This window comes from Methylobacterium sp. P1-11 (genome assembly GCF_008329595.1).
Classification (GTDB): domain Bacteria; phylum Pseudomonadota; class Alphaproteobacteria; order Rhizobiales; family Beijerinckiaceae; genus Methylobacterium.
This window is the reverse complement of record NZ_NPKS01000003.1, coordinates 20,767-33,441: the sequence shown is the minus strand read 5'-3', so window position 1 is coordinate 33,441 and position 12,675 is coordinate 20,767. Positions and strand designations below refer to the sequence as shown.

Here is a 12,675-nt window from a genome sequence, read left to right as displayed (position 1 = left end):
GGCCTCTCAGGAGGGGGAGACGGGTGCTGGACCTGCCGTGATACGTCGTCTGGCTTCGTACCTTAAACTTCCACGACCTGCACGTGGCAGGCGGGCTTCTTGCCCCAGACCTCGTTGACAGCGGTGCGCACGGCCCGGTCGACCGTCTTCTCGACGCTCTCCGAGTCCTTGAGCTTGCCCCGCGACATACCCGACAGGGTCCGGGAGACCGCGTCGACCACGGTCTCGATCAGCGGATCGCCTGACCGGCCGCGGTTCGGCAGGCCGATGATGTCCACCGCCGGCTCGCCCAGCACGGCGCCGTCCTCGTCGATCGCGATGGCCACCGAGACGAGACCGGCCTGCATGAGCTTGCGCCGCTCCGGAATCGCCCGGTCCTTCTCGTCGATCAGGACGTCGCCGTCCTTGAACAGGCGGCCGGCCTTCACGTTGTCGATCACCGCCGGCGTACCGGGGCTGAGGCGGATGAGGCTGCCGTTGCGGGCCTTTACGACGTTCTGGACACCCTGCGCCCTGGCGAAGCGGGCATGCTCGTCGAGATGCAGCGCCTCGCCGTGGACCGGGATCGCCGTGCCGGGGCGGGTCCACCGGTACATCTCGACCATCTCGTCCCGGCGCGGGTGGCCGGAGACGTGGACGAGTTCGGTGCGGTCGGTGATCACTTCGACGCCCTGCTCGATCAGATCGTTGATGATCGACCCGACATCGCGCTCGTTGCCGGGGATGGCGCGCGAGGAGAAGATCACCTGGTCGCCCGGGGCGAGGCTGATATCGGGGTGGTCGCGGCGGGAGACCCGGGCGAGCGCCGCCCGCGGCTCGCCCTGCGAGCCGGTGAGCAGGGCCACGACCCGCTCGCGCGGCAGCGACTTCCACGAATCCGCGCGGCGGAACTCGGGTAGCCCGTCAAGGTAGCCGCATTCGCGGGCGACATCGATCACCCGATCCATGGCGCGGCCGACCGCGATGACCTCGCGCCCGCAGGCGGCCGCGGCCTCGGCGACCGCGCGGATGCGGGCGACGTTCGACGCGAAGGTAGTCACCGCGACCCGGTGCGGTGCGTCCGCGATCAGCGTCTTGAGGGTCTCGGCCACGGTCTTTTCGCTAGGCGAGAAGCCCTCGCGCACCACGTTGGTCGAGTCGCAGACGATGGCGAGGATCCCCTCGTCACCCAAGGCCGTAAACGCCTCCGGCGAAGTGACCGAGCCGGCGACCGGCGTCGGGTCGATCTTCCAGTCTCCGGTGTGGAGCACGAGGCCCGCCGCGGTGCGGATCGCGATGGCGTTCGACTCCGGAATGGAGTGCGAGACCGGTACGTATTCGAGTTCGAACGGTCCGACGGTCACCCGCCGGCCGGGCTTCACCTCGCGCAATTCGACCTTCGGGGCGCCCGGCTCGGAGAGGCGGCGCGTCTCCAACAGGTTCTTGGCGAAGCGAGTCGCGTAGACCGGCACCTTGAGCCGCGGCCACAGCTCGGAGATCGCCCCGATATGGTCCTCGTGCGCGTGGGTGATGAAGATTCCCAACAGGTCCTTGCGTCGCTCCTCGATGAAGGAGAGGTCCGGAAACATCAGATCGACGCCCGGCATCTTCTCTTCGCTTGCGAAGCCCATCCCGCAATCGACCATGATCCACTTGCGGCCCTTCTCCGGCCCGAAGCCGTAGAGTGCCGCATTCATCCCGATCTCGCCCACGCCGCCGAGCGGCAGGAAGACCAGCTCCTCCTGTCCCTTAACCATCTGTCGTCGTCCAACTTCAGGCCGCCGTCGCGGCCGATCCGAAATGCACCTCGCCCGCCGTCACGGTATGCCGGTTCCCATCGGGGGCGAGGATCACGAGCCGCCCCCCCTCGTCGATCGTCTCGAACACGCCTTTGAGGCTATGTCCGCCGCTGTGCACCGCGATCTCCGATCCGAGACCGGCGGCCCGCGCGAGCCAGTCGGCGCGCAGGGCAGCGAAATTCCGTCCCCGGTCCCAGGCGCGCGCACGCGCGGCCATTCGGTCCGAGAGATGTTCCAGTAGCGCCTCGGCGCCGGCCGCGTAACCCGTCGCGGCCAAGCTCGTCGCGCCAAGTCCCTCCGGAGCCGCCGCGACGTTCACGCCGAAGCCCACCACGACGGCCCGGCGGCCGCCCGGCAGCGTCTCGGCCTCAAGGAGCAGGCCGGCGAGCTTGGCCCCGTCGCGCAGCACGTCGTTCGGCCATTTGAGCTTCAGAGATCGGGCGGCGAGGCCGGAAACGGTATCCGGCAGGGTGCCGCAGGCCGCCTCCAGCGCCTCGATCAGCGCCAGGCCCGCCACGAAGCCCAACTCGGCGAGGTGTTCGGGTGGGACGCCGGCCACCGGCCAGAGTACGCTCGCCGCGAGGTTGCCCGGCAGCGAGGTCCAGCTGTTGCCGCGCCGGCCACGGCCCGCTTCCTGGCGGTGGGTGACCACCCAAAGGGGACCGGTCTCGCCCGCGTGCGCCCGCGCCATGGCCTCCGTGTTGGTGGAGCCGAGGGTGTCGTGGACGTGCAGGCGATGACCCTGGGCGCGCGCGCCCGGTCCGAGTCGGTAGCTCAAGGTCGTCCTAGAACAGCGACCGCGCGGCCCGACCGGCGGCGCCGACCAGCGGCCCGGGCAGCAGAAAGAACAGCACCACGACCACGCTCGACAGGGCCAGGACCACGCGCAGACCCGGAGCCATCGCCTCGTAGGGCTCCTTCGGCTCGTCGAAGTACATGATCTTGACCAGCCGCAGGTAGTAGTAGGCGCCGACCACGCTGGTCACCACGCCGATCACCGCCAGCGTCACGAGGCCCGCCTTGATGGCCGCGGCGAAGACGTAGAACTTCGCGAAGAACCCGGCGAGCGGCGGGATGCCGGCCAGCGAGAACATCATCGCGGCGAGGCAGAAGGCCAGCCAGGGATGTGTGCGCGACAGGCCCGAAAGGTCCTCGATCGACTCGAACATCACGTCCCGGCGCCGGAGCGACAGGATGATCGCGAAGGTGCCGAGCGTCATGGCGAGGTAGATGATCATGTAGGTGACGAGCCCGCTGATCCCCTCCTCCGAGCCGCAGGCCAGGCCGATCAGCGCGTAGCCGATATTGGCGATCGACGAGTAGGCCATGAGGCGCTTGATCGAGCTCTGGCCGATGGCCGCGAACGAGCCCAGCGCCATCGACACGACCGCGACGAAGATGAAGATCTGCTGCCAGATCGCCGTCACGTCCGGCATCGCGCCGATGAACACCCGCACGGTCATCGCCACGGCGGCCATCTTGGGCGCGGTGGCGAAGAAGGCCGTCACCGGGGTCGGCGAGCCCTCGTAAACGTCGGGCGTCCACATGTGGAACGGCACGGCCGACATCTTGAAGCACACGCCCGCGGCCAGGAACACGATGCCGAGCACGATGCCGAGGCCCGCATTCTCGTTCAGCGCCGAGACGATCCCGGGGAATGAGACCGTGCCGGTGAAGCCGTAGACGAGCGAGGCGCCGTAGAGCAGCATGCCCGACGAGAGAGCGCCGAGGACGAAGTATTTCAGGCCAGCCTCGGTGGACTTCACGTCGTCCCGGTGGAACGCCGCGATCACGTAGGCGGCGAGCGACTGCAGCTCCAGCCCGAGATAGAGCGCGATCAGGTCGTTGGCCGAGACCATCACCATCATGCCGATGGTGCAGAGCAGGATCAGCACCGGGAACTCGAACCGGTCGATCCGCTCGCGCTTGAAGAAGTCGTGCGCCAGCAGGATCGTCGCCGAGGAGCCGAGCAGCACCAGCGACTTCATCACCTTCGAGAAGGAATCCGACACGAACGCGCCGGACAGGGTCGTGACCCGTCCGTGGACCGGCTGGGAGATCACCACCGAGAGGGCGACGAGGAGCAGGATCAGCGCGCCGATGCTCACGGTCTCGGTGGAGCGGTCACCGCGCCACGCACCGTAGAGGATCAGGACCATGACGCCGATCCCGAGGATCAGCTCGGGCAGGAGCGGTGCCAGCGAGGGCAGGACGGAGTGGACGGTGGGCATGTCTTCCGTCTCAGCGCGCGACCGGCAGCGCGGCGGCCGCGGTCTGGGTGTTGGACAGGGCGGCCTTCATGCTGGTCATCAGCGCGTCGGTCGAGGGCGCGAACACGTCGAGCACGGGGGACGGGTGCACGCCGTAATAGATCGTCAGGGCCACCAGCGGCGCCAGGATGATCTTCTCCCGGAGATCGAGGTCGAGGATGCCCTGGAGGTTCGGTTTCTCCAGCTTGCCGTAAATCACCCGCGCGTAGAGCCACAGGGCGTAGGCCGCCGACAGGATGATACCGAAGGTCGAGAAGAAGGCGACGTTCGGGTTCGCCTTGAAGGCGCCGAGCATCGCCAGGAATTCGCCGACGAAGCCGGACGTGCCCGGCAGGCCGACATTGGCCATGGTGAAGATCAGCATCGCAACTGCGTAGAGCGGCATCCGCTTCACGAGGCCGCCATAGGCGGCGATCTCGCGGGTGTGCATCCGGTCGTAGACCACGCCGACGCAGAGGAAGAGCGCCCCCGACACGATGCCGTGGGAAATCATCAGGAACAGCGCGCCCTGGATGCCCTGCTCATTCAGGGTGAACAGGCCCAGCGTCACGAAGCCCATATGGGCGACCGACGAGTAGGCGATCAGCTTCTTGATGTCGGTCTGCATCATCGCGGTGAGCGATGTGAAGATGATGGCGATCACCGAGAGGGCGAAGACGAGGGGCGCGAATTCCTGGCTCGCAACCGGCAGCATCGGCAGCGAGATCCGGATGAAGCCGTAGCCGCCCATCTTCAGGAGGATGCCTGCCAGGATCACCGACCCGGCAGTCGGCGCCTCCACGTGGGCGTCGGGCAGCCAGGTATGGACCGGCCACATCGGCATCTTCACCGCGAAAGAGGCGAAGAAGGCGAGCCACAGCCACGTCTGCATCTGCGCCGGGAAGCGGGTCTGCAGAAGGGTCGGGATGTCGGTGGTGCCGGCCTGCCAGTACATCGCCATCACGGCGAGCAGCATCAGCACCGAGCCGAGCAGGGTATAGAGGAAGAACTTGAAGCTCGCGTAGATCCGGCGCTGGCCGCCCCAGATGCCGATGATCAGGAACATCGGGATCAGGCCGGCCTCGAAGAACAGGTAGAACAGCAGCAGGTCGAGGGAGGCGAACACGCCGATCATCGTCGTCTCGAGGACGAGGAAGGCGACGAAGTACTCCTTCACCCGGAAGTGGATCGAGTGCCACGAGGCGCCGATGCAGAACGGCATCAGGAATGTGGTCAGCAGGATCAGCGGCATCGAGAAGCCGTCGACGCCGAGCTTGAACCGGATCGTCTCGGTGAGCCACGCGTGGCTCTCGACCAGCTGGAAGCTCGACGAGGCGGCGTCGTAGCGGCTCCAGGCCACCAGGGAGAGGAGGAAGGTTACGATCGTGGTGGCAAGCGCGGCCCAGCGGCTGTTGCGCGCGACCGATTCCTCATCGCCGTTCAGCGTCAGGATGAAGGCCGCGCCGCAGAGCGGCACGATCAGCAGGCCGGAGAGGATGCCGAGGCCGAGCATGTCAGTGAGCACCCTTGGGCAGACCGGACATCAGGTACCAGCTGATCAGGCCGGCGACGCCGATGAGCATGACGAAGGCGTAGTGGTAGACGTAGCCGGTCTGGAGGCGGACGACACCGCGGGTCACGTCCACGACGCGGGCCGCGATCCCGTTCGGCCCGAGGCCGTCGATGATCCGGCCGTCGCCCTGCTTCCAGAGGAACAGGCCGAAATCCTTGGCCGGGCGGACGAAGATCCGGTCGTAGATCTCGTCGAAGTACCACTTATTGAGCAGGAACCTGTACAGCGACGGCTGCTGCGCGGCGAGTTCGCCCGGCAGCTCCGGCCGGCGGATATACATCCAGTAGGCGAGGACGAAGCCGAGGATCAGCATGATCAGCGGCGAGTAGGAAACCAGCGCCGGAACCTCGTGGATCTCGTGCATGATGTGGTTGTTCGGCCCGTGCGCCAGGGCGTGGCCCCAGAAGGCGTCCATCCCCTCGCCGATGAACCGGTCGTGGAAGATGATCCCGGCGAACAACGCGCCGAAGGCGAGCACTGCCAGCGGGAGCGTCATCACCAGCGGGCTCTCGTGGGGCGTGTGGTCGCTGTGATGCCCGTGGCCGTGGTGGTCGTCCGCCACGAGGTCGCTCTTGTGGGCCGGCTCGATGTCGTGGCCCTTGTCGTCGTGCGCGACGCCCTCGGTGTGGCCCGGCGCGCCGTCGGCCTCGTGCGCCATGGCCGAATGCGCGACCGCCGGGGCGGCAGGGTGATCGTGCGCCACGTGGTCGTGTGACCCATGGGCCCCCCAGCGGGCGGGACCCTCGAAGGTCATGAAGAAGAGGCGCCAGGAGTAGAACGAGGTGAAGAACGCCGCCACCACGACGCACAGGAAGGCGAGCGTGTGGCCCGGCCGCGTCGAGGCGTAGGCCGCCTCGATGATCGCGTCCTTCGAGTAGTAGCCGGCCGTGTAGGGGAAGCCGATCAGCGCCAGGGAGCCGATCGCCATCATGGCGCTGGTATAGGGGATGTAGCGGCGCAGGCCGCCCATGTTCCGCATGTCCTGCTCGTGGTGCATCGCGTGGATGACCGAGCCGGCGCCGAGGAACAGCAGCGCCTTGAAGAAGGCGTGGGTGAACAGGTGGAACACCCCGGCCGAATAGGCGCCGACGCCGAGCGCCACGAACATGTAGCCGAGCTGCGAGCAGGTCGAGTACGCGATCACGCGTTTGATGTCGTTCTGTACGAGGCCGATCGTGGCCGCGAAGAACGCCGTGATGCCGCCGATCACCGTCACGACGACGAGCGCGTTCGGCGCCTCCTCGAACAGCGGCGACAAGCGCGCGACCATGAACACGCCGGCGGTCACCATGGTGGCGGCGTGGATCAGCGCCGAGACCGGGGTCGGGCCCTCCATGGCGTCCGGCAACCACGTGTGCAGCAGGAACTGCGCCGACTTGCCCATGGCGCCCATGAACAGCAGCAGGCAGGCCAACGTCAGGGCGTTCCAGTCATAGCCGAGGAAGTGGAACGAGAGCGTCTTGATCGCGTCGACCTTGCCGAAGATCGCGTCGAACGCCACCGAGCCGGTCAGCACGAAAACCAGGAAGATGCCGAGCGAGAAGCCGAAATCGCCGACGCGGTTGACGATGAAGGCCTTCATGGCGGCGGCGTTGGCCGAGGGCTTCTCGTACCAGAAGCCGATCAGCAGATAGGAGGCGAGGCCCACGCCCTCCCAGCCGAAGAACATCTGCACGAGGTTGTCGGCCGTCACCAGCATCAGCATGGCGAAGGTGAACAGCGACAGGTAGGCGAAGAACCGCGGCCGGTGCGGATCCTCCTCCATGTAGCCCACGGAGTAGAGGTGCACGAGGGTCGAGACCGTGGTCACGACGACGAGCATCACCCGGGTCAGGGTGTCGACCTTGAAGGCCCAGTCGACCTGCAGGTCTCCGGCCGAGAACCAGGAGGCGACCTGCACCCGCTCGGCGTGGCCGCCGTCGAGGAACACGCCCCAGGCGATCAGCGCCGTGAAGGCGAGGAAGGCCGTGGTGATGTACTCACAGGCCCGCGCCCCGATGTACCGGCCGAACAGGCCGGCAATCAGGAAGCCGATGAGCGGGAAGAAGACGATCGCGTGATACATCGCTCTCTTGCAGTCCGTCCTCCGGGCCGGCCGCGAAGCGGCGGCGTCCGGATGTCACTCGGGGCGCGCGAAGTTGAAGGCCCTAGCCCTTCATCATGCTCACGTCCTCCACCGCGATCGAGCCGCGGTTGCGGAAGAACACCACCAGGATGGCGAGGCCGATCGCCGATTCGGCCGCCGCGACCGTCAGCACGAACAGGGCGAAGACCTGTCCGGTGATGTCGTTCAGCTGCGTCGAGAAGGCGACGAGGTTGATGTTGACCGAGAGCAGGATCAGCTCGACCGACATCAGGATGACGATGATGTTCTTGCGGTTGATGAAGATGCCGAGCACGCCGAGCGTGAACAGAATCGCCGCGACGGTGAGGTAGTGGCTCAGGCCGATCATCGTTCGATTCCTCCGGCGGACATCAGACCTCGACACCCTGGCGCGACGGGACCTTGCGGGTCTCCACCGCCATGGCCTGGGTGCGGGCGTTCTGGACCGCGATGTTCTGGCGCTTGACGCCGGGCCGGTCGCGCAGCGTCAGCACGATCGCGCCGATCATGGCCACCAGCAGGATGAGGCCGGCGAGCTGGAAGAAGTACGCGTAGTCCGTGTAGATCACCCGCCCCAGAGCCTGGGCGTTGGTGAGGTTCTCGGCCGCCGCGACGTTGCCAAGCGGGGCCTGGACGAGGCCCGGATCGATGCTCCACGAGCCGACGACCAGCAGGATCTCGACCAGGAAGATCGCGCCGATGAGGGCGCCAATCGGGAGATACTGCTGGAAGCCCTGGCGCAGCTCGGCGAAGTCGACGTCGAGCATCATCACCACGAACAGGAACAGCACCGCGACCGCGCCCACATAGACGACCACCAGGATCATCGCGAGGAACTCGGCGCCCATCAGGACGAACAGGCCGGCGGCGTTCACGAAGGCGAGGATCAGGAACAGCACCGAGGCGACGGGATTGCGCGCGGCGATCACCATGAAGCCCGACGCGACCGTGATGCTCGCGAACAGATAGAAGAAGGCGGCTGCTGCGGTCATGCGCTGGTCGGGATCGGCCGCCGGAGCGGCCCCTTCTGCCGTGCGTGGAGACGGTCCGCAGCGGGCGGCCCGTCTATAGAACCCGGTCGGCGGGGGCACAACAGCGCCCCCGGCATGGCTCTAGAGCATCGCATCGGAAACCGGAACCGGTGCGATGCTCTAGAGGCTTGTTCGTGCATCATCTTCTCCCGAAAGCCGGCGACCGCCTTTCGGGATGATGCCTCAGCGGTACGGCGCGTCCATCGCGATGTTGCGGGCGATCTCGCGCTCCCAGCGGTCGCCGTTCAGCAGGAGCTTCTGCTTGTCGTAGAGGAGCTCCTCCCGGGTCTCGACCGAAAATTCGAAATTCGGCCCTTCCACGATGGCGTCCACCGGGCAGGCCTCCTGGCACATGCCGCAATAGATGCACTTCACCATGTCGATGTCGTAGCGCGTCGTGCGGCGGGTGCCGTCGTTGCGCCGGGGACCGGCCTCGATGGTGATGGCTTGCGCCGGGCAGATCGCCTCGCAGAGCTTGCAGGCGATGCAGCGCTCCTCGCCGTTGGGGTAACGGCGCAGCGCGTGCTCGCCCCGGAAGCGCGGGCCGCGATGGCCCATCTCGAAGGGGTAGTTGATCGTGGCCTTCGGCTTGAAGAAGTAGCGCATGCCGAGGATCATCCCCGAAACGAACTCCTTCAGGAGAAGGCTCTTCGCAATCTGATCGAGCTTCATGCCGCGATCTCCGGTTTCATGCGTCAGGCGCCCGGGGCCAGGCCGGTGAGCTTCAGGACGAAGGCCACGACCACCACCGAGATGAGCGAAATGGGCAGAAAGACCTTCCAGCCGAGGCGCATGAGCTGATCGTAGCGGTAGCGCGGCACGATCGACTTCACCATCGCGAACAGGAAGAACAGGAAGCTGGCCTTCAGGGTGAACCAGATCACGCCCGGCACCCAGGTGAAGGGCGCGAACGGGATCGGGGACAGCCAGCCGCCCATGAACAGGATGGTCCCGAGGGCGCACATGCTCATGATGGCGACGTACTCGCCGAGCATGAACAGCAGGTACGGCGTCGAGGAATACTCGACCATGTAGCCGGCCACGAGCTCCGATTCGGCCTCCGGCAGGTCGAAGGGCGGGCGGTTGGTCTCAGCCAGCGCCGAGACGAAGAACACGACGAACATCGGGAACAGCCACAGCCAGTACCAGCCGAAGATGCCGAGGCTGGTGTCCTGCGCCATCACGATGCGCGAGAGGTTGAGCGAGCCGGCGCAGAGCAGCACGCAGATGATCACGAAGCCCAGCGACACTTCGTAGGAGATCATCTGCGCAGCCGAGCGCAGGGCGCCGAGGAAGGCGTATTTCGAGTTCGACGCCCAGCCGCCCATGATGACGCCGTACACGCCGAGCGACGAGATCGCGAAGATGTAGGTGATGCCGACGTTGATGTCGGCGATCGCCCAGCCGTCGGCGAGCGGGATCACCGCCCAGCTCGACAGGGCGAGCATCGCGAAGACGAGCGGCGCCAGCAGGTAGATCGCCTTGTTGGCGCCCGCCGGGATCACCGGCTCCTTGATCACGAACTTGATCAGGTCGGCGAAGGACTGGAACAGGCCGAACGGCCCGACCACGTTCGGGCCGCGCCGGAGCTGCACGGCCGCCCAGATCTTCCGGTCGGCGAGAAGCGCGTAGGCGATGAACACGAGGAGCGCGGAGAGGAGCACGAAGCTCTTCAGCACGATCAGGAGCACGGTCCCGAGGATTTCGAGCGGCGTCATCGGTCTTGAGCTCCTACTCGGCCGCCGCCAGGGGCCGCGCCTCGGCGGCGCGCTCCCGGGCGAGGCGCGAGCACTCCGCGAGGATGCGCGAGGCGCGGGCGATGGGGTTGGTGAGGTAGAAGTCGGTCACGGACGACGCGAAGGCCGGTCCGGTCGCGGTGCCGCCGAGACCGGCGAGCCGGTCGACCGCCTCGGTCACGTTGCCGGGCTCCACGGCGCCGACCGCCGCGAAATGCGGGTGGGCGGCGTAGAGCGCCCGGCGCAGCGCCGTAAATGAGTCGAACGGCAGGCGGTGGCCCAGCACGTCCGACAGGGCGCGCAGGATCGCCCAGTCCTCGCGGGCGTCGCCCGGCGGGAAGGCGGCGCGGTTGCCCATCTGCACCCGGCCTTCCGTGTTCACCCAGGTCGCCGGCTTCTCGCTGTAGGCGGCGCCCGGCAGGATCACGTCGGCGCGGGAGGCGCCGCGGTCGCCGTGGCTGCCCTGGTAGACCACGAAGGCGCCCGGGGCGACATCGCGCTCGTCGGCGCCGAGGTTGAACAGCACGTCGAGCGCGCCCGGCTCCAGCATCTGCCCGAAGGTCAGGCCGCCCTCCCCCGGCACGAAGCCGAGATCCAGCGCCCCGACGCGGGCCGCCGCCGTATGCAGCACGCCGAAGCCGTTCCACTCGGCCGAGACCGCGCCGATCGACTTGGCGAGCGACGCCGCCGCGGCCAGGACGCCCGGCTCGGCGTTGGCGCTGACGATCACGAGCGGCGCCTTCGCCTCCTTCAGCACGTCGAGGAAGCTGTGCTCGCCGCGGGCGAGCGCCGCCAGCGAATCGGGGCCGGCGCCGATGTAGTGGCTCGGATAGGTCAGGTCGACCGGCTCACCGATCACGCCCACCGCCAGCGGCGCCATGCGCCAGCGCTTGCGGATGCGGACGTTCAGCAGCGAGGCCTCGGTGCGCGGGTTGGCACCGACGATCAGGATCGCGTCCGCGGCCTCGATCCCCGAGATGGTCGGGTTGAAGATGTAGGACGCGCGGCCCAGCGCCGGGTCGAGGCCGGCATCGGTCTGGCGGCAATCGCGGTTCGGGGAGCCGAGACGCGTCATCAGCTCGCGGAGCGCGTAGATCTCCTCGACGCCCGCGAGGTCGCCGACGACCGCGCCGACGCGCTTCGGATCCGCGCCCTTCACCTTGGCGGCGATGGCCTGGAACGCCTCACCCCAGGAGGCGGGTCGCAGCCGGCCGTTCTCGCGCAGGTAGGGCCGGTCGAGGCGCTGCATCCGCAGCCCGTCGATGTGGTAGCGGGTCTTGTCGGAGATCCACTCCTCGTTGATCTCCTCGCTGATCCGCGGCTCGATCTGCATGACCTCGCGGCCGCGGGTGTCGATGCGGATCGAGGAGCCGACCGCGTCCATCACGTCGACCGACTCGGTCTTGTTCAGCTCCCACGGTCGGACGTTGTAGCTCTGCGGCCGGTGCACGAGGGCGCCCACCGGGCAGAGGTCGGCGACGTTGCCCTGGAGCTCCGAGGCCATCGACTGCTCGAGGTAGCTGGTGATCTCCATGTCCTCGCCGCGCCCGATGGCGCCGAGGTCCGGCACGCCCGCCACCTCGGCGAGGAAGCGCACGCAGCGGGTGCAGTGGATGCACCGGTTCATCGCGGTCCGCACCAGCGGGCCGATATGCTTCTCCTCGACGGCGCGCTTGTTCTCCGTGTAGCGGGTCGAATCGACCCCGTAGGCCATGGCCTGGTCCTGCAGGTCGCAATGACCGCCCTGGTCGCAGATCGGGCAGTCGAGGGGGTGGTTGATGAGGAGGAACTCCATCACCCCCTCGCGGGCCTTCTTGGTGCCCTGCGAGCGCGTCAGCACCTCCGGCGGCTCGCCGTTCGGGCCGGGGCGACAATCCTTCACCGCGTAGGCGCAGGACGCCACGGGCTTCGGCGCGCCCTTCAGCTCGACGAGGCACATGCGGCAATTGCCGGCGATCGACAGGCGCTCGTGGAAGCAGAAACGCGGGATCTCGGCCCCCGCGGCCTCGCAGGCCTGGAGCAGCGTGTAATCGGCGGGGACGTCGACCTCGGTGCCGTCGACGAGGATTTTTGTCATCGGATCGTCTCGTAAACTGGCCCAAACGCGCGAGGCCGGATCCCCCCCACACCCTCATCCCGAGGTGCGAGGCGCAGCCGAGCCTCGAAGGAGGTGTCCAGCCCGCCTCGCGATCTCTGGAGGCCTC

The 12,675-nt window shown here is 67.5% G+C and carries 10 protein-coding genes; all 10 read right to left on the bottom strand.

The window, feature by feature from the left end; all coding sequences use genetic code 11:
- Positions 1-62 precede the first annotated feature (62 nt).
- The 10 genes from CIW48_RS04205 to nuoG all read right to left on the bottom strand — a co-directional run bounded on the left by CIW48_RS04205 (position 63) and on the right by nuoG (position 12,548).
- Positions 63-1,736: a ribonuclease J gene (locus tag CIW48_RS04205; RefSeq protein WP_091776999.1), complete on the bottom strand. Its 1,674-nt coding sequence runs from the start codon at positions 1,734-1,736 to the stop codon at positions 63-65.
- A 16-nt stretch (positions 1,737-1,752) separates the two neighbouring features.
- Positions 1,753-2,556 carry a biotin--[acetyl-CoA-carboxylase] ligase gene (locus CIW48_RS04200; RefSeq protein WP_091776997.1) on the bottom strand — a complete coding sequence of 268 codons (804 nt, stop codon included), beginning with the start codon at positions 2,554-2,556 and terminating at the stop codon, positions 1,753-1,755.
- 7 nt (positions 2,557-2,563) lie between these two features.
- On the bottom strand, positions 2,564-4,009 hold the full coding sequence (nuoN, locus tag CIW48_RS04195) for an NADH-quinone oxidoreductase subunit NuoN (RefSeq protein WP_091776995.1): 1,446 nt from the start codon (positions 4,007-4,009) through the stop codon (positions 2,564-2,566).
- Positions 4,010-4,019: 10 nt separating this feature from the next.
- Positions 4,020-5,540 (bottom strand): NADH-quinone oxidoreductase subunit M, encoded by a 1,521-nt coding sequence (locus tag CIW48_RS04190; protein ID WP_091776993.1) that lies wholly within the window; start codon positions 5,538-5,540, stop codon positions 4,020-4,022.
- A 1-nt stretch (position 5,541) separates the two neighbouring features.
- Positions 5,542-7,665 (bottom strand): NADH-quinone oxidoreductase subunit L, encoded by a 2,124-nt coding sequence (gene nuoL / locus CIW48_RS04185; RefSeq protein WP_149309365.1) that lies wholly within the window; start codon positions 7,663-7,665, stop codon positions 5,542-5,544.
- 82 nt (positions 7,666-7,747) lie between these two features.
- On the bottom strand, positions 7,748-8,053 hold the full coding sequence (gene nuoK / locus CIW48_RS04180) for an NADH-quinone oxidoreductase subunit NuoK (RefSeq protein ID WP_010686008.1): 306 nt from the start codon (positions 8,051-8,053) through the stop codon (positions 7,748-7,750).
- 22 nt (positions 8,054-8,075) lie between these two features.
- Positions 8,076-8,696: an NADH-quinone oxidoreductase subunit J gene (locus CIW48_RS04175; RefSeq protein ID WP_149309362.1), complete on the bottom strand. Its 621-nt coding sequence runs from the start codon at positions 8,694-8,696 to the stop codon at positions 8,076-8,078.
- 222 nt (positions 8,697-8,918) lie between these two features.
- Positions 8,919-9,407 (bottom strand): NADH-quinone oxidoreductase subunit NuoI, encoded by a 489-nt coding sequence (gene nuoI, locus CIW48_RS04170; RefSeq protein ID WP_091776990.1) that lies wholly within the window; start codon positions 9,405-9,407, stop codon positions 8,919-8,921.
- Between the two features lie 23 nt (positions 9,408-9,430).
- Positions 9,431-10,453 (bottom strand): NADH-quinone oxidoreductase subunit NuoH, encoded by a 1,023-nt coding sequence (nuoH, locus tag CIW48_RS04165; RefSeq protein WP_012319029.1) that lies wholly within the window; start codon positions 10,451-10,453, stop codon positions 9,431-9,433.
- 13 nt (positions 10,454-10,466) lie between these two features.
- Positions 10,467-12,548: an NADH-quinone oxidoreductase subunit NuoG gene (nuoG, locus tag CIW48_RS04160; RefSeq protein WP_149309360.1), complete on the bottom strand. Its 2,082-nt coding sequence runs from the start codon at positions 12,546-12,548 to the stop codon at positions 10,467-10,469.
- Positions 12,549-12,675 lie beyond the last annotated feature (127 nt).

Excerpts from the sequence above, each read along its gene's own strand:
- CIW48_RS04205 (WP_091776999.1), bottom strand. The coding sequence starts at position 1,736 with ATGGTTAAGGGACAGGAGGAGCTGGTCTTCCTGCCGCTCGGCGGCGTG.
- nuoN (WP_091776995.1), bottom strand. The coding sequence starts at position 4,009 with ATGCCCACCGTCCACTCCGTCCTGCCCTCGCTGGCACCGCTCCTGCCC.
- CIW48_RS04190 (WP_091776993.1), bottom strand. The coding sequence starts at position 5,540 with ATGCTCGGCCTCGGCATCCTCTCCGGCCTGCTGATCGTGCCGCTCTGC.
- nuoL (WP_149309365.1), bottom strand. The coding sequence starts at position 7,665 with ATGTATCACGCGATCGTCTTCTTCCCGCTCATCGGCTTCCTGATTGCC.
- nuoK (WP_010686008.1), bottom strand. The coding sequence starts at position 8,053 with ATGATCGGCCTGAGCCACTACCTCACCGTCGCGGCGATTCTGTTCACG.
- CIW48_RS04175 (WP_149309362.1), bottom strand. The coding sequence starts at position 8,696 with ATGACCGCAGCAGCCGCCTTCTTCTATCTGTTCGCGAGCATCACGGTC.
- nuoI (WP_091776990.1), bottom strand. The coding sequence starts at position 9,407 with ATGAAGCTCGATCAGATTGCGAAGAGCCTTCTCCTGAAGGAGTTCGTT.
- nuoH (WP_012319029.1), bottom strand. The coding sequence starts at position 10,453 with ATGACGCCGCTCGAAATCCTCGGGACCGTGCTCCTGATCGTGCTGAAG.
- nuoG (WP_149309360.1), bottom strand. The coding sequence starts at position 12,548 with ATGACAAAAATCCTCGTCGACGGCACCGAGGTCGACGTCCCCGCCGAT.